At 47.0% G+C, this 19,986-nt stretch carries 19 protein-coding genes; 16 read left to right on the forward strand and 3 right to left on the reverse strand.

Features of this window, described 5'->3' with window-relative positions; all coding sequences use genetic code 11:
• Positions 1–196: 196 nt before the first annotated feature.
• From ispE to A8806_RS04585, 9 genes are all read left to right on the forward strand, one after another.
• A complete protein-coding gene (gene ispE / locus A8806_RS04545) occupies positions 197–1,153 on the forward strand; it encodes a 4-(cytidine 5'-diphospho)-2-C-methyl-D-erythritol kinase (RefSeq protein WP_242995948.1) in 957 nt (318 codons plus the stop codon).
• A complete protein-coding gene (locus tag A8806_RS04550; protein ID WP_109730000.1) occupies positions 1,143–1,820 on the forward strand; it encodes a GntR family transcriptional regulator in 678 nt (225 codons plus the stop codon). The genes ispE and A8806_RS04550 overlap by 11 nt, the downstream gene beginning before the upstream one ends.
• Before the next feature lie 150 nt (positions 1,821–1,970).
• Positions 1,971–2,615: a stage II sporulation protein R gene (gene spoIIR, locus A8806_RS04555; RefSeq protein ID WP_242995949.1), complete on the forward strand. Its 645-nt coding sequence runs from the start codon at positions 1,971–1,973 to the stop codon at positions 2,613–2,615.
• Between the two features lie 27 nt (positions 2,616–2,642).
• Complete coding sequence (locus A8806_RS04560; protein ID WP_109730001.1) at positions 2,643–3,830, forward strand: cation diffusion facilitator family transporter; 1,188 nt, start codon at positions 2,643–2,645, stop codon at positions 3,828–3,830.
• 24 nt (positions 3,831–3,854) lie between these two features.
• Complete coding sequence (locus A8806_RS04565; RefSeq protein ID WP_109730002.1) at positions 3,855–4,556, forward strand: acyl-[acyl-carrier-protein] thioesterase; 702 nt, start codon at positions 3,855–3,857, stop codon at positions 4,554–4,556.
• A 223-nt stretch (positions 4,557–4,779) separates the two neighbouring features.
• Positions 4,780–5,235, forward strand: coding sequence for an RNA polymerase sigma factor (locus tag A8806_RS04570; protein WP_109730003.1), 456 nt, complete (start codon positions 4,780–4,782; stop codon positions 5,233–5,235).
• A gap of 24 nt (positions 5,236–5,259) precedes the next feature.
• Positions 5,260–5,997 (forward strand): hypothetical protein, encoded by a 738-nt coding sequence (locus tag A8806_RS04575; RefSeq protein ID WP_109730004.1) that lies wholly within the window; start codon positions 5,260–5,262, stop codon positions 5,995–5,997.
• Positions 5,988–6,716, forward strand: coding sequence for an ABC transporter ATP-binding protein (locus A8806_RS04580; protein WP_109730005.1), 729 nt, complete (start codon positions 5,988–5,990; stop codon positions 6,714–6,716). The genes A8806_RS04575 and A8806_RS04580 overlap by 10 nt, the downstream gene beginning before the upstream one ends.
• A complete protein-coding gene (locus A8806_RS04585) occupies positions 6,685–7,854 on the forward strand; it encodes an ABC transporter permease subunit (RefSeq protein ID WP_181368583.1) in 1,170 nt (389 codons plus the stop codon). Before A8806_RS04580 ends, A8806_RS04585 begins: the two co-directional genes overlap by 32 nt.
• Before the next feature lie 3 nt (positions 7,855–7,857).
• On the opposite strand, the gene A8806_RS04590 is transcribed toward A8806_RS04585, so the two are convergent.
• Complete coding sequence (locus A8806_RS04590) at positions 7,858–8,334, reverse strand: DUF1648 domain-containing protein (protein WP_109730007.1); 477 nt, start codon at positions 8,332–8,334, stop codon at positions 7,858–7,860.
• 172 nt (positions 8,335–8,506) lie between these two features.
• On the opposite strand from A8806_RS04590, the gene A8806_RS04595 reads away from it, so the two are divergent.
• The 6 genes from A8806_RS04595 to A8806_RS04620 all read left to right on the forward strand — a co-directional run bounded on the left by A8806_RS04595 (position 8,507) and on the right by A8806_RS04620 (position 15,784).
• A complete protein-coding gene (locus A8806_RS04595; protein ID WP_109730008.1) occupies positions 8,507–9,328 on the forward strand; it encodes a CvfB family protein in 822 nt (273 codons plus the stop codon).
• A 75-nt stretch (positions 9,329–9,403) separates the two neighbouring features.
• Positions 9,404–9,643: a polya polymerase gene (locus tag A8806_RS04600; RefSeq protein ID WP_109730009.1), complete on the forward strand. Its 240-nt coding sequence runs from the start codon at positions 9,404–9,406 to the stop codon at positions 9,641–9,643.
• Between the two features lie 149 nt (positions 9,644–9,792).
• Positions 9,793–13,266, forward strand: a complete 3,474-nt coding sequence (locus A8806_RS04605; protein ID WP_109730010.1) for a DNA polymerase III subunit alpha — start codon at positions 9,793–9,795, stop codon at positions 13,264–13,266.
• A gap of 150 nt (positions 13,267–13,416) precedes the next feature.
• A complete protein-coding gene (gene pfkA, locus A8806_RS04610) occupies positions 13,417–14,433 on the forward strand; it encodes a 6-phosphofructokinase (RefSeq protein ID WP_109730011.1) in 1,017 nt (338 codons plus the stop codon).
• Positions 14,434–14,451: 18 nt separating this feature from the next.
• A complete protein-coding gene (murI, locus tag A8806_RS04615; protein ID WP_181368584.1) occupies positions 14,452–15,273 on the forward strand; it encodes a glutamate racemase in 822 nt (273 codons plus the stop codon).
• Between the two features lie 46 nt (positions 15,274–15,319).
• On the forward strand, positions 15,320–15,784 hold the full coding sequence (locus A8806_RS04620) for a YwiB family protein (RefSeq protein WP_109730013.1): 465 nt from the start codon (positions 15,320–15,322) through the stop codon (positions 15,782–15,784).
• 67 nt (positions 15,785–15,851) lie between these two features.
• Here A8806_RS04620 and A8806_RS04625 read toward each other — a convergent pair whose 3' ends face one another.
• Positions 15,852–16,274, reverse strand: coding sequence for a hypothetical protein (locus A8806_RS04625; protein ID WP_416388169.1), 423 nt, complete (start codon positions 16,272–16,274; stop codon positions 15,852–15,854).
• 118 nt (positions 16,275–16,392) lie between these two features.
• Positions 16,393–18,165, reverse strand: coding sequence for a MutS-related protein (locus A8806_RS04630; RefSeq protein ID WP_181368585.1), 1,773 nt, complete (start codon positions 18,163–18,165; stop codon positions 16,393–16,395).
• Between the two features lie 168 nt (positions 18,166–18,333).
• Between A8806_RS04630 and cls the strand changes: the two genes are divergently transcribed.
• Complete coding sequence (gene cls / locus A8806_RS04635) at positions 18,334–19,809, forward strand: cardiolipin synthase (protein WP_109730016.1); 1,476 nt, start codon at positions 18,334–18,336, stop codon at positions 19,807–19,809.
• The last annotated feature ends 177 nt before the right edge of the window (positions 19,810–19,986 follow it).

The raw sequence follows: 19,986 nt of genomic DNA on the forward strand, positions 1-19,986 counted from the left end.
CCCGTCTAGCTCTTTATTCAACTGCAAAATTTGAAACTTCATCCCTCAATATCCGCAACATATGAAGGAATCGTGATGAATGAACGAAAAAAATTAACTAACAGGCTGTAAACTAAGCAGATAAATAATTGATTTTTGGGGAAAATATGAGTATACTGTAGGTATAATGTATACAAGATACAAAGGAGGACGAAGGATGAAACGGATACCTGACCGTGCGGTACAGCCCGCACAGCCTTCTGATGGGCAGGCGCTTAGAGGAACCCGGAAGAGGATAGAATTAAAGGCACTTGCGAAGATCAATCTGGGACTGGATGTTCTCGGGAGAAGGGAGAATGGTTACCATGATGTGCGTATGGTGATGCAGTCCATTTACCTGTATGATGATGTGAAAATTGAGCGGACGAAGAACCCGGGTGTTGAAGTGAGTACGAACCTGTATTTTCTTCCTACGGATGAGAATAATATTGCATACAAGGCAGCTAAAATGTTGATTGAGGAATTCCAGATAAACGAAGGTGTTGTCATTACTCTGGATAAGCATATCCCGGTGGCAGCCGGTATGGCCGGGGGAAGCTCCAATGCGGCAGCGGTACTGTTCGGGATGAATAAGATGTTCGGGCTTGGCCTGTCCCAGAAGGAACTGATGGAGAGAGGCGTGAAGCTGGGGGCGGATGTACCGTACTGCATCATGCGCGGGACCGTACTGGCGGAAGGAATCGGGGAGGAACTAACCGTTCTGCCTGCGATGCCGAAATGCACCGTTCTTGTTGCGAAGCCCGCAATCAGTGTTTCTACAAAAGTGGTCTATGAAGCGCTGGATTCAAAAGAGATTGTGGAGCATCCGGACATCGATGCCCTGATTTCCGGTCTGGAGAAGGGCAGCCTGCATGAAGTGGCGGCAGCGATGGGGAATGTTCTGGAGGATGTGACGATCCCCATGTACCCGGTCATCGAAGAGATCAAGAACGAAATGAAGGCACAGGGTGCCCTGAATGCGATGATGAGCGGGAGCGGACCGACCGTTTTCGGGTTGTTTGAGAACAAGGCGCAGGCAAGGAAAGCACAGGATAAGATTAGAGAAAAAGCACTGGCAAAGCAGGTGTATGTGACGAACATACATGGTGCAAGGAGGAACGAATATGGAGCCTAAATTCGAAGTAAATATCAATGAATACCTCCCGCTTCGGGATGTTGTTTTCAATACGCTGAGACAGGCTATCCTGCGGGGAGAACTTAAGCCCGGAGAACGTCTGATGGAGATTCAGCTTGCCAACAAGCTGGGGGTGAGCCGGACACCAATCCGTGAGGCAATCCGCAAGCTGGAGCTGGAAGGCCTCGTCCTGATGATCCCGAGGAAAGGGGCCGAAGTCGCGGAGATTACGGAAAAGAACTTAAGAGATGTTCTGGAGGTCAGGGGGGCGTTGGAAGAACTGGCGATCCGCCTCGCCTGTGACCGGATTGATAAAGAAGGAATCGAGAACCTGAAGCAGGCGGCCAAAGATTTCGAAGGAGTATTGGACAGTGAGGACATTACGCGGATTGCCGAGGCCGATGTGGCATTTCATGACATCATATATCTCGCAACGGACAATGAGAGACTAATCCAGCTGCTGAATAACCTGCGTGAGCAGATGTACCGCTACCGCGTCGAATATCTGAAACAAAAAGAATGCCACTCAAAGCTTCTGGCAGAACATCAGGACATGATATGTGCAATCGAACAGGGGGACAGTGACCGCGCAGCCGACATCACAAGCCAGCACATCGAGAACCAGGTAGAGGCAGTAATCGACATCCTGAGGAACAAAAACGAATAAAAAATGAGAATATTCTGAAAACGGAGCGCAAAGGGGTCAGACCCCTTTGAAATTCTCCGCTAAAATATGTTTATATCAATGTATAATTGTATGAGTTCTGTTAATACTTCCTATATCAATCAGATATCAATTAGACGGAGGGAGTTACATATGGACAGAACTTATTATATAGACAGACGCGCAAACAGGATTATTTTAATCCTTGCGGTTATAGTGGCAACATTGATTATGGGATTTATTACATGGCGCATGCAGCTGACGGCCCGGGCGGAGACGCAGGAGCATCTTGCCTCGGAGGTGCTGCGGTTCCACATTCTGGCGAACAGCGACAGTGATGAGGATCAGGCGCTTAAGATGGAGGTCAAGGAACAGGTGCTTGCGTATTTGAAGGATGCGGTGCCCGAAGGCCTTGATGTGGATGAAACGAAGGAATGGATGCGCAGGCATACGGATGATCTGGAGCACATTGCGGCTCTGACAATTGAAAATGAAGGGAAGGACTACACGGTAAGTGCGGCGGTGACGACCTGCTATTTCCCAGATAAGACATATGGGGACGTGACTTTTCCGGCAGGTAATTATGAGGCTCTGCGAATAGAAATCGGCGCTGCCAAAGGGCATAACTGGTGGTGTGTCCTGTATCCGAACCTTTGTTTTTTAGATGCGGCAAATGCGGTCGTACCGGATGAAGGAAAAGAAGAACTGAAGAATGTGCTGACAGAGGATGAGTATTCGCAGGTGACGGCACAATCGGACTTTAAGATAAAATGGTATTTTCTGGAGAGCTTAAAATAGGACTCCGGTAACCATACGGAGGGGAAAATGACTGAGTTTTTAGTAAAACGTTTTGTAAAAGATTATGAGAATGTGGAAAAGGTGTCCGTGCGTACAGCTTATGGTGTATTATCCAGTATCGTGGGCATCTTTTGTAATGTTTTTTTATTTGTAGTTAAATTTGTCATCGGGCTTGCCCTGCACAGTGTTGCCGTCACGGCGGATGCATTCAACAACCTGTCGGACGCGGGCTCCTCGGTAATCAGTTTTATTGGTGTGAAAATGGCCGGAAAACCGGCTGATGAGGACCACCCGTTCGGGCATGGCAGGGTGGAGTACATAGCAGCACTTGTAGTGGCATTTCTTGTGCTGGAAGTTGGTTTTACCTTTTTAAAAGATTCATTGTCAAAAATACGGACGCCGGAGATGCTGAATTTCCAACTCGTATCTGTAATTATCCTGCTGCTTTCGATCGGTGTGAAACTGTGGCTGGGCGTTTTCAACAGGAAATTGGGGCAGAAAATAGATTCCAAAGTGATGATGGCTGTCTTTACTGATTCTATGGGAGATGTTATCACAACAGGGGCAACAATTGTTTCTGTCGTATTTTTTGCGCTGACAGGAATCAACATCGATGGATTTGTCGGAGTCGGAGTCGCCCTTGTCGTGATGTGGGCAGGCGTCGGTATCGCGAAGGATACACTGGAGCCTTTAATCGGTGAGGCGGTAGACCCGGACCTTTATACAAAAATTAAGAGGTTTGTTGAAAAGTATGAAGGGATTGAAGGTACGCACGACCTGATCGTACATAATTATGGACCTAACCGGAGCATGGCGTCCATCCATGCGGAAGTTCCGAATAATGTGAATATCGAGATATCACATGAGATCATAGACCGGATAGAAAGAGATGCAATCGACCAGCTGGGGATATTCCTCGTTGTACATATGGACCCGATTGAGACGCAGGACGAAGAGGTACTGAAAATCCGCAGGCAGGTGGAGGGAGCGCTGAACGGACTGGACGCGAACTGCACCATCCATGATTTCAGGCTGGTTGAAGGGCAGGAGCAGATCAATCTGATCTTTGACATGGTTGTTCCGATTACCTACAGCGACAGCCAGAAAAGAGAACTCCATGAAAAACTTGCTGCAAGGCTTAGGGAGACGGACTACCGGTATCGTTGCGTAATTACAATGGAGCACACTTTTGTGTCTGGGAAAAACGAAGACTGATGAACAGGAAAGAAGGAGAAAGATATGTATTCATTTGACAGCAGAGTAAGATACAGTGAAATAGACCACCGCGGGACACTGACCCTTCCCGGACTCATCAATTATTTTCAGGACTGCAGTACCTTCCAGTCAGAGGACATTGGTCTGGGGCTTGGAGTATTGAAGGAGAGGAAAAAGGCATGGATTCTTTCCTATTGGCAGGTGATCGTAGAGCGTTTCCCGAAGATGGGGGAACAGATCACGGTAGGGACATTTGCTACCGGATTCAAAGGCCTGTATGGTGACCGTAATTTCATCATGAAGGATGAAGCCGGAAACAGAATCGCCTATGCCAACTCTGTCTGGGTGTTTATGGATACTGAGAAGGGACGTCCGGCAAAACCGGGGGAAGAGGATATCGTGCCTTACGGAATGGAGCCGCCGCTTGATATGGAATATGAAGGACGGAAGATTAAACTGCCGGAGACAAGCGAAAGCCTGCCCTCATTTCCAGTCCGCAAATATCATATTGATACAAACGAACACGTGAATAACTGCCAGTACGTCCAGATGGCGCTGGAGATACTGCCGGAGGATATGAAACTGCACCAGCTCCGTGTTGAGTATAAGAAGTCAGCCGTCCTTGGAGATGTCATTTACCCGAAAACGGCATATGAAGCGGACCGGACAGTCGTGGAACTTTGTGACGCAGACGGAAAGCTCTATGCAGTGATAGAATTCAAATAGTGAGAAAAAAACCAGCAGCATAACCTGAAGGGGATAAAAAACCCGGAAAGGTTTTGCTGCTTTTTAGCTTATTAACCCGCACATTTGCCGGTTGTGAAACGTTAATCGTATTGTATGAATAGTTTGGGAATTGCCGTAGGGGTCAGACCCCTTTGCAAAAGGGTCTGACCCCCACGCAACTCCCGCACAATTCCTACAATTAGCAGAAAGGAGGATTTCCCGCGTGTATACAGGTCTGGAGGAGGATTACGACAAGGTTTACCGGTATTGTTATATGAAGCTTCGGCATCGTCAGACTGCAGAAGACATAACGCAGGAAACGTTTCTTCGCTTTCTGGAGGACTGCAATTATAAGGAAACAGGCAGGCGCCTGCCGTTTCTTTATACGATTGCAAGGAATAAGTGCATCGACTACTGCCGTTTGAGAAAAATGGCAGAGCTTACAGAAGATGCGGCATTATATGACTGCGGGAGTCAAAACACGGAGGTTAGGATTGACCTGCAGCGTGCGCTTGAGAAACTGGAGCAGGAGGAACAGGAGCTCATTTTCCTGCGTTATGTAAATGAAGTTTCTGTGAATGATATCAGCAAGATTCTGAATATTTCCCGTTTTTCCGTGCGCAGGAAAACGCAGAATTGTCTGAAAAAATTAAAATCAATTATGGGAGAGTTTTATTAAACGGCTGTGAAAGGAGGAATCATTATGGACAGGAGATTCAGGGAAGAACTGAAACAAATATATCAGACTCCGGACCCTGTGGGAAAGGATGCTTTCCTTCAGGAATTGGAGCAGAAGGCACAGAGAAGCCCGGAAATGTCAGGAATTTCGTTTCTTGGATTTCTGGGATATCAGGTTCCCTACATCAGTATCTGGAACTGGCTGCTTGGGGCATCTGTGTTCGCACTGACCCTTTTAAGTGTCCGGTATGCAGATGGGAAAGCCGTCTGGGCTGCGGCATCATTTGTACCGTTTCTGGCACTTGCGGCAGTATCCGAAAGCGGCCGTTCCATGCAGTACGGCATGGACGAACTGGAACTTTCGGCAAGATACTGCCTGAAAACAGTAGTTACTGCAAAGATCTTTATTATGGGGATCAGCAACCTTATTGTGCTGCTGGCGTGCATACTGGCAGTGGAGGCTGGTAACCGGACAGGAATCATTTTGAACGGGATCACGATCATGTTCCCTTATCTGGTAACCGCATTTTTAAATTTATGGATTGTCAGGAAAATACATGGAAAAGAAAGTATTTATGTCTGTCTCGGAGTCTCGGCCATTGTCAGCGGGGCAAATGTCATAAACGGGGTCATGGAACGGTTTGTGCTTTATGATTACCTGGGCACGGCAGGTATGCTGGTTCTGTTTCTGGCAGCAGTGCTGCTGACAGGAAGAGAATGCATCAAATTCATGAGACAATCGGAGGAGTATGTATGGAATTAGTAATCGACAGGCTTACAAAGCAATATTCAAATAAAATCGCCGTGGACCGGGTGTCCATGACCCTGTCGGCAGGCGTATATGGCCTGCTGGGGGCAAACGGGGCGGGAAAAACGACGCTGATGCGTATGATATGCGGGGTGTTAAAACCGACAGACGGGATGGTATCCTTTCAGGGGATGCCCGTATCCTGCGAGGAATACAGGTCGGCCCTGGGATATCTGCCGCAGGATTTCGGGTACTATCCCGACTTTACCGGACTGGATTTCCTCATGTATATGTCCCTTTTAAAAGGGCTGAACAGGCCGTCAGCCCGGAACAGGTGCAGAGAAGTTCTGGTGCTGACGGGGCTGGAAGGAATGGGGAAGAAAAAAATCAAGACATATTCCGGCGGCATGAAACAGCGCCTCGGCATCGCCCAGGCACTGCTGAACCGTCCGAAGCTGCTCGTTTTAGACGAGCCGACCGCCGGCCTTGACCCGAAGGAACGGGTACGTTTCCGCAATCTGATTGCGGATCTGGGAAAAGAAAACATCGTCCTGCTTTCGACCCATATTGTATCAGACGTGGAAGAAATCGCCGACAGGATACTGATCATGAAAGAAGGACGGTTAATCTTTAACGGAACAGAGGACGCCATCGGGGAGAAACTGGAAGACTTTTATCTGGAACAATTTGAGGAGGATGGAGATGAGGCATTTTTGGGGACTGACAGGATATGAATATAAGAAACTGCTGAAGAAAAAGATGGTCTGGATTACACTGGCGATCCTGTGTGCAGGTGCCGTGTACGCTGTATTATACCCTTTCTTCAGTATGTCAGTATCCAGCGGAGGAACAACATACACATACGCTGAGATACAGGAAAATGACCGCAACACGGCGAAAGATTTTAACGGGAAAATGATTGACGGCAGCATGATGAAGGAACTGGACAGCAGGGACCAGTCAGCAGACCGTGACGTCCCGGACGATATGAGGGTTTTCGCCATATCAATCGGGTCGAATGGAGCCATAAATTATCAGGAAGACAGAATTTTTGATTTCAAAGAGGATATTTACGGGATCAGAGACCAGGTACTTGAGAACCGCTGGGAGGCCGGACATTTATCCGAGGGGGAAATCAAAGAGCTGAGGAAGAAAAATGAGAAACTTAAAACGCCTTTCACCTATCATTATGCGGCGGGCTATAAGAATATCATCAATCTCGCGGATATCATCGCTATCATGCAGACACTGTTCATTGCCATATGTATACCGTTGATTTTTTCGGAAGAACACAACAGGAAAACGGCACAGATTTCACTGTGTACAAAATACGGGAAAAATGTATTGTTCGGGGCGAAGATATTTACTGGGATTTCATTTTCAGTCATAACAACAATAGCCTTGTTTCTCTGTATACTAATACCGGCAGCGGCGTGTTATGGGACAGAAGGAATCCGTACACAGGTACAGGTGTTTTACCCCTTCCTTTCATGGGATTTAAACATGGGGGAAATGCTGCTGGTCCTGCTTGGATTATGGATTGCGGCGGCGGTTCTGCAGAGTGCCTTTGTTATGTTTCTTGCTGAGAAATGCAGGAACAACACGGTGCCGATGGCGGTCATGGTGGGGATACTGATATTTACGTCATTCTTCAATATACCTGCACAGCATAAAATATTAGCCCAGATATGGGCATATGTTCCCGTAAACATGATGAGACTGCCGGATGCATTCGGGGACATGATGATATCCGCATTCGGAAAATATTACGGCGTATGGCAGTCCGCACCTTTATTTTACCTTATTCTCAGTGCGACTGCAGTTTTTGCAGGCAGCAGAATCTACTGCAGATTTCAGGTAAAAGAAAAATAGGGGCTACCTTCTGCGGATAATCTGGATCATAAAATACGCCATCGGACCAAACACCATAAGCAGTGATACGGCTGTAAACCAGACGGGCAGCGGCCTGGCGAAGGAACTGTTTATCGTAATGAATGAAAAAGTAAGCACTATAACGAATCTTAATGTGACAATCATATTTTTCAGGAGGGCGTAAATCCGGTACTTGTTTTCGGATGTGATCGTCACCCCGGTATTCCATACTTCGGGATGCTGTTCTAAAGCACCGATAAAAAGATACAGTAAGACAGACGCGACAGGGCAGAATAGAAGTTCATATTTGCCGCCCCAGCGGTCGATTTCGCCGGCACCGTTGAAGTGTGCCGGTATCCGGTCCGGGAACTGCCCCCATCTGATGATGAGATATACAAACGTTCCGATCAGTATAATCCGGGACAGAATAGTCAGGAGTCTGTGGTATCTGGTTGTGGGAACTTCGATGTTTTTTTTCATAAAGAATACCACCTTTCGAATAAAATGCTTAAAAATTGCAACAGATATAACTTCATTATATATTCAGGACCGGAATAGTCAATAAATCCGTGGAAAATAATTGCTAATTCCCCGGATTCACGTTATACTTACAGAGTATCGGACTAAGCGGTAACAAAAAGGAGATTTATGAATGAAGTTAGGTGAAAAGCAGATATTAACTGTTGTAAAAAAAGTAGATTTCGGAGTATATCTGGGGAGTGACGAAGAGCGTGTCCTGCTCCCGAAAAAACAGGTGCCGGAAGACATTGAGGCAGGTGACCCGATAGAGGTCTTTTTATACAGGGATTCAGACGACAGGATGATTGCGACAACACATGAGCCGAAGATTATGCTCGGACAGCTGGCGGTTCTGGATGTTGTGGATGTAGGAAAACTGGGGGCGTTTCTTGACTGGGGGCTGGAGAAGGATCTGTTCCTGCCGTTCAAGGAACAGACCGCGAAAGTGCAGAAAGGGGACAAGTGCCTTGTTTCTCTTTATATTGACAAGAGCAGCCGCCTTTGCGCGACGATGAAAGTATATCACATGCTTTCAACAGATTCCCCTTATAAAAAGGATGACAAAGTAAGTGGGATTATTTACGATACCAGCGATGAATTCGGCGTATTCGTAGCAGTTGACAGCCAGTACTCTGCGCTGATCCCAAAGAAGGAAGTGTATGGCAGCCTGAAGGTGGGAAGCGTGGTTGAGGCGCGCGTGAGTGCGGTGAAGGAAGACGGAAAGCTGGACTTAAGTATCCGCGGCAAGATCCCGGAGCAGATGGACAAGGACGCACAGTATATCATGAACGTGATGAAAAGCTACGACGGAGAACTTCCGTTTACAGACAAAGCGGACCCGGAGCGGATCAAAGAAGAATTTGGCATGAGCAAGGCTGCATTCAAGCGTGCGGTAGGGCGTCTGCTGAAAGCCGGCAAGATTGAAATTCTGGAAAAAACCATCCGAATTCGTTAAAAATTCTTGCAATCCCCTTGAAATAAGATATAATAGGGGAGTAAGACGTAGTAGATTGAAAGGAGACTGAGTAAAATGAAAGTACAGAATATTACAGACATAGAGGCATTTTTCAAGGTAGTTGACGCTTGTAAAGGAAGAGTAGAATTAGTGACAGGTGAAGGAGACAGACTGAACCTGAAGTCAAAGCTTTCTCAGTATGTTTCTATGGCAAACATCTTCTCTAACGGCGAGATCCCGGAGCTGGAGATCATCGCATATGAAAAAGAAGATACAGACAAACTGATTGGTTTCATGATCAACGGCGGACAATAAGATCAGGTTGCACATAGGTAAAAGAAGCATATAAGGGCAGTCTCTGAGGGGACCGCCCTTTTTATCATTATAGATAGTTACTGTTCACACCTTTCGGGCGTGCACGGTAAGACTCCCGCCGCGGCAGACGGCGGCAGCAGAGGTGAACAATGGAATTTGCGCATTTACATGTCCATACAGAATATAGCCTTCTGGATGGTTCAAACAAGATAAAAGAATATGTGGCGAGAGTAAAAGAACTGGGGATGAACAGCGCCGCGATCACCGACCACGGTGTTATGTACGGTGTAATTGATTTTTACCGTGAAGCAAAGAGCCAGGGGATCAAGCCAATACTCGGCTGTGAGGTGTACGTTGCGCCGAACTCCCGGTTTGACAGGGAGATTACCGGGGGCGAGGACCGCTACTACCATCTGGTCCTGCTCGCGGAGAATAATACAGGGTATGCCAACCTGATGAAGATTGTTTCAAAAGGTTTTGTGGAGGGGTACTATTACAAACCACGTGTCGACAAGGCGCTTCTTAAGGAGTACAGTGAGGGGATCATTGCTTTGAGTGCCTGCCTTGCAGGAGAGGTGCAGAGGTATCTCACGAAGGGACTTTATGAAGAGGCGAAGAATTCCGCGCTGGAGTATCAGGAGATCTTCGGAAAAGGAAATTATTTTCTGGAGCTTCAGGACCACGGAATCCCGGACCAGGCTCTGGTCAACCAGCAGCTTCTCAAGATGTCCCAGGAGCTGGACATCGACCTGGTGGCGACGAATGACGTGCATTATACCTATGCGGAGGATGAGAAACCACACGACATCCTGCTCTGCATCCAGACTGGGAAAAAACTGGAAGATGAGAACCGGATGCGCTACGAGGGCGGGCAGTACTATGTGAAGTCCCCTGAGGAGATGGCACGTTTGTTCCCATATGCGCTTCAGGCGCTGGATAATACGCAGCGTATCGCGGACCGCTGCGAGGTGGATATTGAGTTCGGCGTGACAAAGCTGCCGAAGTATGATGTGCCGGACGGCCTGACATCATGGGAATACCTGAACAAGCTCTGTTTTGAAGGTCTGGACAAGCATTATGGTAATCCGTCGGATGAACTGAAAGAACGCCTGAAATACGAGCTTAACGTCATAAAGAACATGGGATATGTGGATTATTTCCTGATCGTATGGGATTTCATTAAGTATGCGAAGGACAATGGGATTGCGGTAGGACCGGGGCGTGGGTCAGCCGCCGGAAGTATTGTTTCCTACTGTCTGGAAATCACGAACATCGACCCGATCCGCTACCAGCTGCTGTTTGAGCGATTCCTGAACCCGGAACGTGTATCCATGCCCGATATTGACGTGGATTTCTGTTATGAAAGACGACAGGAAGTCATAGACTATGTGGTACGCAAATACGGTAAGGACCGGGTGGTACAGATTGTTACATTCGGTACGCTGGCTGCCCGGGGCGTCATCCGGGATGTAGGGCGTGTCATGGACCTGCCGTATGCGTTTGTAGACACAATTGCGAAAATGATCCCGACAGAACTGAACATCACGATTGATAAAGCACTGAAAATGAACCCGGAGCTGCGTAAGACTTATGAGACGGATGAACAGGTGAAGTACCTGATCGATATGTCCAGACGTCTGGAGGGACTGCCCAGGCACAGCTCCATGCACGCGGCCGGAGTCGTGATCAGCCAGAAATCGGTCGATGAATATGTGCCGCTGTCCCGGGCACAGGACGGTTCCATTACGACACAGTTTACGATGACGACCCTGGAAGAACTGGGACTATTGAAGATGGACTTCCTTGGGCTGCGTACGCTGACGGTAATCCAGAATGCCGTACTGATGGCGAAGGACAAATGCCCGGATCTGGATATGGATAAGATTGATTATAACGATAAGGATGTGCTGGATTACATCGGGACGGGGAAGACAGAAGGAATTTTCCAGATAGAAAGTGCCGGGATGAAGAGCTTCATGAAGGAACTGAAGCCCCACAGCCTTGAGGATATCATAGCCGGTATCTCACTGTACCGTCCGGGGCCGATGGATTTCATCCCGCAGTATATCCGCGGGAAGAATGACGCAGGTTCAATCACGTATGACTGCCCGCAGCTGGAGCCGATTCTGGCACCAACCTACGGCTGTATCGTGTATCAGGAACAGGTTATGCAGATCGTGCGTGATCTGGCGGGATATACGCTGGGACGGAGTGACCTGCTGCGACGTGCCATGTCCAAGAAAAAGGGCGATGTCATGCAGAAGGAGCGGCAGATATTTGTGCACGGAGATCCTGAAAATGGTGTTCCGGGCTGTATCGCGAACGGCATTGACGAAAAAACGGCGAACAAAATCTACGATGAAATGATCGATTTTGCAAAGTATGCATTTAACAAGTCCCATGCGGCGGCATATGCGGTAGTTGCCTACCAGACTGCGTTTTTGAAATATTACTATCCGGTTGAATTTATGGCCGCACTTATGACATCCGTGATTGAAAACCCTCCGAAAGTGGCAGAATATATCTATGCCTGCCGCCAGATGGACATTAAGATCCTGCCGCCGGATATTAACCGTGGTGTGGCGAATTTTTCAGTGGACGAGGGTAATATCCGTTATGGCCTTGCAGCCATTAAGGGTGTCGGGAAGCCGGTCATAGAAGCGATTGTCGCAGACAGGGATGAGTTCGGAGCGTTTAAGAATCTGGAAGATTTTATCAGCAGGCTTTCTGTAAAAGAAGTCCTGAACAAGCGTATTATTGAGAACTTTACTAAATCTGGGGCGCTGGACAGTCTGGGCGGCACAAGAAAACAGTTTATGAGTATTTATATTCAGATTGTGGACCATGTCAACCAGGAAAAGAAATATGCTATGACAGGGCAGATGACACTTTTCGACCTGGTAGATGACGAGCAGAAGAGTGAGTTTGAAATCAAGCTTCCAGATGTGGGAGAGTATTCTAAGGAAAACCTCCTGGCCTTTGAGAAGGAAGTACTCGGAATCTATATCAGCGGACACCCGCTGGAAGAGTACGAGGAGAAGTGGAGGAAGTCTATCTCTGCGACGACGGCGGATTTCCAGCCCGATGAGGAGACCGGAAAGACGAAGGTTCATGACGGGGCGCGGGAGATCATCGGCGGTATGATTACGGATAAGACGGTGAAGCATACGAGGACGAACCAGATGATGGCCTTCCTGACGGTCGAGGACCTGCTCGGTACCGTGGAAGTTGTAGTATTTCCGAGAGATTTCGAGAAAAACCGTGTTCTGCTGGAGGTAGATAATAAGGTATTTGTGAAGGGAAGAGTTTCCGAAGAGGATGAAAAACCAAGTAAGCTGATCTGTGAGAAGATTATCCCGTTTGAGCAGACAAAGAGGGAACTCTGGATACAATTTCCGAATAAGGCGCAATTTCAGGAGGGTGAGCAGATCATGTATGGATATCTGGCTGACTCTGAAGGCGACGATGAGGTGGTAGTGTACTGTCAGGAAGAGCGGGCAGTAAAACGGCTTCCGAGGAACCGGAATATCAGTATCAATTCGCAGATATTAGGCAGATTAATGAACCATTACGGTGAAAAGCGGGTAAAAGTGGTAGAAAAACCTATTGAAAACCATATATAAATAGGTTAGAATAATACCCGAAGTGTTAAAATTTAAGCAAACTGTAATGTGCAGTTGTATTGCACATCGATCCACGACAGACAAAAGCAGAGTGCTTGAGTGTGAACTTTATGATTAGGTAGGTATTTTTTAAGAAAGGTGGATATGAACATGGCAGAAACAAAAGCAAAAAAGGAACTTATCCTGGACGAGATTGAAGATCAGATTCGCACAATCGGAGTTCTGACCAGTGGTGGAGATGCCCCTGGAATGAATGCGGCTATCCGTGCCGTTACGAGAACGGCTCTTTCCAAGGGATTGAAGGTTCGTGGAATCAGAAGAGGATATCATGGTCTTCTGAAAGAGGAAATTATAGATTTATCCGCCCGTGATGTATCTGATACAATTCAGCGCGGAGGTACCATCCTTCAGACAGCACGCTGCCAGGCAATGCGTACAGAAGAGGGACAGCAGAAAGCCGCTGCTATCTGTAAGAAATATGGAATCGACGGACTTGTCGTAATCGGTGGAGACGGTTCTTTCGCCGGTGCCCAGAAGCTGTCACATCTGGGAGTCAATACAATCGGCCTTCCGGGAACGATTGATCTGGATATTGCCTGTACAGACTATACAATCGGGTTTGACACGGCTGTGAATACTGCAATGGAAGCGATTGATAAAGTACGTGATACGTCTACATCTCATGAAAGATGCAGTATCATCGAGGTTATGGGACGTGACGCAGGTTATCTGGCACTGTGGTGCGGTATTGCAAACGGTGCGGAAAGAATCCTGATGCCGGAAGAAAAGGATTATGATGAGGATGCCCTGATTGCTGATATCATGGCGAACAAGAAGCGCGGCAAGAAGAACTATATCATCATCAATGCCGAGGGTGTCGGCGACTCTATCAACATGGCAAAGAGAATCGAGGAAGCAACAGGAATTGAGACAAGGGCAACGATTCTGGGACACATGCAGCGCGGAGGAAGCCCGACCTGCAAGGACAGAGTATATGCATCCACAATGGGGGCAATGGCAGTAGAGCTTCTCTGTGCAGGAAAGACAAACCGTGTTGTAGGATACAAGAACGGTAAGTTTGTAGATTATGATATGGAGGAAGCTCTGTCCATGAAGAAACAGATTCCTGCACATCAGTATGATATCGCAAAAATATTAGCAATCTAGGAGACGAGCGCATTGAGTATGGAATGTAAAAAGACGGCGCCCATCGGTGTATTCGATTCAGGCGTCGGCGGGCTTACAGTAGTACGTGAGATGACGAGGCAGCTGCCCAATGAGAATATCGTGTATTTCGGGGATACTGCCCGCGTTCCATACGGCAGTAAGTCCCAGAAGACGATCATCCGTTTCTCAGAACAGATCATCCGTTTTCTGAAGAAAAAGCAGGTGAAAGCCATCGTTATCGCCTGTAATACCGCCAGTGCGCTTGCGCTGGAGGCCGTCCGGGACGAATTCGACGTGCCGATTATGGGCGTTGTCATTCCGGGAGCACGTGCGGCAGTCGAGGCAACCCACAACCAGAAGGTAGGGGTCGTCGGCACAGACGCCACGGTCCAGAGCGGAATGTATACAAAGATCATCCACGGGATGAACCCTGACGTTACCGTAATAGAAAAAGCGTGCCCCTTATTCGTGCCTCTGGTGGAAGAGGGGTTCAAGGAGCACCATGTAACGCAGGAAATCATTGAACACTATCTGGAATCCATGAAGAATACAGATATCGATGCGATGATCTTAGGATGTACACATTACCCGCTTCTGCGCTCCAAGATCCGCGCCTATATGGGGGATAAGATCCAGATTGTGAATCCTGCCTATGAAACTGCGATGGATTTAAAGAAGCTTCTGGAAGAGCGGGACATGGTAAACGACGGCACAAAGGAACCGTACAGCCGGTACGAGTTTTATGTAAGCGATACGGCGGAAAAGTTCCGCAATTTTGCAAACACGGTGATGCCGTTTGATATATCAGAAACAAATGTAGTGAACATAGAGGAATATTGATGATCTATTTGTACTCATGAACAGATCAGGATATTAGGTGAAGCATATGACAAAGGATGTATTGGTCAGCATATCAGGGATGCACATGGATGTTATTTCAGGGATGACAGATGCGGAAAACGAACCGATAGAAGTCGTAACCCCTGCCAGCTACTATTTAAGAAACGGCAAGCACTACGTCATCTACGAAGAAGTGATGGAGGGTATGCCTGGTACAATCAAAAACAAAATAAAGATAAGTGGGACTGACAGTGTTGAGATCATGAAAACTGGTATATCCAATGCCCATATGATATTCGAGAGAAACAAGAAGAATCTCACTTACTATCAAACCCCTTACGGGCAGATGCTTGTGGGAGTGAATACCAGGAATATGGAAGTCAATGTCACAGACGATAACATTGGTGTCAGTGTTGACTATGAGCTGGATATCAATCATGAACCACTGGCAGACTGCAGTATAAAAATGGAGATATATTCAAAGGGGTCTGACCCCTTTGAGGTCCATTGAATAAAAACAGCCGCAGCTTCTGACTTTTGTCAGATTACTGCGGCTATTGTTTTCCTGTTTTGTCTTATTATTTGTCTTTTTTGAATCGTGCAAAGAATCCCTTCTTTTTCGGCGGAGCTTCAAGCGGACCACGGAGTCCTCTGACAGCAGTTATGTAGATTCCGCTGACTGTTGCTTTTACTTCCTTCTTTACCGGGATCAATGGGAATACCTCAGCATCACACATCAGGGTCATGATCTTTGGACCGACTTTTGCTTTTACGACCGGCACCTTGGTACGTCTTAAATACTTCGGGGTACTCTCGACCACTACACTTGGGAATCCGGCTTCTTTCAGCTTCATCTTACCTTTATCAATGATGAGCATGTTGACATTCTGTGCGGCTGCTTCCATCTGTTCTTTCTGTGCTGCCTGTTTTTTCTCTGCTCTTTTGCCGAAGAAATATAGTACGACTAATGCAATGATCAGAACAACCAGTACAACGAGCATTATCTTTAATCCTAAACTCACGACGAACCCTCCTAAAAATACTCTTTTTCCGCAATTATGCAAATAATATTGTACCATTGTTTGTAGGGAAGTGCAAGCAGTTTGATATCTTTCGGGCTCACAGAATCCCTACTTTCTTTAACAGATATTCCGCATTGGTAGTTTTAGAAACTCCGTTTTTGATTTTATAATCAAAGCAGATTTCCCCGTCAGTATAATGTTCGTTAAAACTGTAATTCACGATACGCCGGAAGGATGCCGAGAGTTTGCAGACCTCCAGATCATGTGTGGTAATCATGCCTGAGATTCCAAGTGCACAGAGCGTCTTGATGACTTCCTCGGCGCCCTTGAGCCTGTCTGCGGAATTCGTCCCCCGGAAAATCTCGTCGATCAGGAATAACTGGCATGTGCCCGCCTTTGCCGCATCGATAATCTTCTTAATGCGTTTTAGTTCTGCATAAAAAGTAGAGATTCCTTCCGTCAGTTCATCGGCAATACGCATGGAGGTGATGACGTTCATGGGGGTAAAGGTCATCTGCTGTGCACACACGCAGCTTCCCGCATTTGCCAAAATCATGTTAATGCCTGCTGTCCTCATGAAAGTAGTTTTCCCGGACATGTTGGAACCGGAGATAATGAAGATGTGGTTATCGAGGTTCAGGTCATTGCACACCCTCTGCGTATTATTGAGCAGCGGGTGCCCCATGCCGCGGGCTTCGAGGATATTTGGATGTGCAGATATTACGGGGATACAGGAAGTACTTAAGCAGCGCGGCAGATTGGAAAAGCTGATCAGACTTTCCAGTTCCCCTAACGCGGCAAACCATGATTCGGTGGAAGCACCGTGTTCCTGTTTCCAGCGGTCAAGGTCAAAAGCATTTTTATAATCCCATAGGAAAAGAATATTCAGTATGGTCCTGACGATCCCGTTCTGACACTGGCTGATATTGCCGGATATTCTGGAGAGACTGTGGATCGCCTCCTGCGCGGAGGACACAACGGCCTGAATCTGTTTAAGTTTTTCGGAATGAAAATTGTATCCGGCAATCTCCTGAATCATATCATCATAACGTGCAATCTTATATGGAAGCTTCAGCATAATTCCGAGATACCGGTTGATTTTCGAGAAACCAACAGACCATATAAGCAGCTGAAAGATCATCATTACACCTGCGGCAGCCGAAATAAGAGTGTCTCTGGTCAGCAGGGAGAGGAGAACGGCTGTAATGGTCAGTATGCGTGACAAAGAGGCCAGCCATTTTACGGGCATGCCTTCTATAAAATGTTTCTGGCCCTGTAGTTCGGAAATGAGTTCCGGAAAGGATGCATCGATGCCGATTTTAGAAGACAGGTATTCGATCTGGCTGGTCCATGCATAGTCGCTGCCAAGCTCCGAAACAGCCTCCTGCCGTTCCCGGATTTCCTCGTTTGAAAATCCGGGGGAGAGCAGGTCACTGGCGAGCCGCTGCCTCCCATAATAAGTGTTCGTACTATTCAGGTATTGGAAAAGAGAATTCCTTCCGACAATGTCCAGATCGGATGAATAGTCATGGTTATAATCGATAAATTCTTTGCCTGTATCCTCGAAGGAACACCAGCCGCCCGTAATCCGGCTGATATTCTTTTTCGCAATGCGTATAAGCCCGGCTTCATGCCCGGCACGCTCAAGTTCCCTGATATGATACAGGTGGGATAAAATAAAAACTATGATTTCAGCACATAACAAAAGAAGCAGTTTAAGGGGGAAATGATTTGTCCATACCTGATAAACCGTGATGCCGCACATCACGATCCAGATTACCTTGAAAATGCCGATGATATTTGCCGTTCTATTATATTCTGCCAGAGCGGCTTCTCTTCTCTTGATCTCGGTTTCTAAACACTGCTGCATAAATGACTGCCTCCTGTAATTTTTGTACTCCAAATTTATAATATGATACCCTTTTTGGGAGATATAATCAAGTTTCATCCTTAAGCTGATAATTTGGGGTTACTTTTCGCCTGAGAAAATAGTATAATCATATAAGTTACATACAGATAAAGAAGGAGTTTTAATTTTATGGCAGAAACATTATGGAATGGATTGGTTACATCTTATCATTTCGTCATGGACAATCTATTCATTATCAATATTTTTCTTTCTCTGATCATTATTTTCTTTCAGCGCCGGAATCCACAGACCGTGTGGACCTGGCTCCTTCTGCTCTACTTTATCCCGATTCTCGGATTCTTCCTCTATCTGGTGATTGGTCAGGATTTTCACAAGAGCAGGATGTTTAAGGCAAAGGAGATAGAAGGGGAGTTAAAATATGCCGTCAGGCGGCAGGAGGAGACGATATACCGGAAAAAGCTGAGGCTGGCGAATCCGGAGATGGCGAGATTTAAGGATCTGATCCTTTATAATCTGGAGGCGGGAGAAGCCGTTTTAACGGATAACAATGATGTGCGCATCTATACGGATGGCAAAGAAAAGTTCCGTGCGCTGATTGACGAGATGAAGCAGGCAAAACGCTACATCCATATGCAGTATTACATTATCCGCAACGACGAGCTGTGGAGGGAAATTGAACCTGTGCTGATCCAGAAAGCAAAAGAGGGGGTTGAGGTCAGGGTCCTGTTCGACAGTATGGGATGCCGCACCATGCATAATAAAGACTGGGAACGCCTTGAAAAAGGCGGTGTACAGGTTGCGGAGTTCTTTCCTGCGCTTTTAGGGCAGCTGCAGCTTCGTGTAAATTACCGCAACCACAGGAAAATCGTTGTCATTGACGGACGTGTTGGTTTTGTGGGCGGCTTTAATGTGGGAAGGGAATATCTGGGGCTGGATAAAAAGTTTGGTTACTGGAGAGACACACACCTGTGCATAGAGGGGGCGGCGGTTACATCTCTGGCCGTGCGTTTTGTTCTGGACTGGAATTATGCGGCAAAAGAGAACCTGTTTGTGCAGGACCATTTGTTTGAGATTCCCGACTATGTGAGAAACGGGCATGACCCGGTCCAGATCATTTCAAGCGGCCCTGACTCGCAGACGAAGACGATACACGATAATTACCTTCGCCTGATTCATAGTGCAAAGGACCATGTATATCTGCAGACCCCGTACCTGATTCCGGATGATTCAATACTGGATGCGCTGAAGATTGCAAGCCGTTCAGGAATCGACGTGAGGATCATGGTTCCCTGCAAGCCGGACCATCCATTCGTTTACTGGGCAACATATTCCTATCTCGGCGATATGGTAGCGGCTGGGGCGAAGTGTTATGTATACAATAACGGTTTTTTACATGCGAAGACATTGAGTGTAGACGGAATGGTGGCATGTGTGGGAACCGCAAACATGGATATCCGCAGCTTTGGACTGAATTTCGAAGTGAACGCGGTGGTTTACAGCGAAAGAACCGTGCAGCGCCTTGAGAGGGCTTTTGAAAATGATATGACAAAATGTACCCATGTTACACGCAAGGTATATGACCAGAGAGGACTTGTCATCCGGGTGAAGGAACAGTTCTCAAGACTGCTGTCTCCTCTACTGTAGAAATGGTTTATTTTGGACGTTTATTTTGGCCAAACGTGAAAAGTCTATGAAATCCCTTTCCATAAGGAGTAAAATGTGATATAATGCTCGCACTTAGCGTGGTTCTTACACGCTTAGTAAGACATATACCTAAATACTTAACGAGGTATTTCACGAGTTTAGTATTTATGGTACAAC

Source organism: Faecalicatena orotica (genome assembly GCF_003149245.1).
GTDB classification, from domain to species: domain Bacteria; phylum Bacillota; class Clostridia; order Lachnospirales; family Lachnospiraceae; genus Faecalicatena_A; species Faecalicatena_A orotica.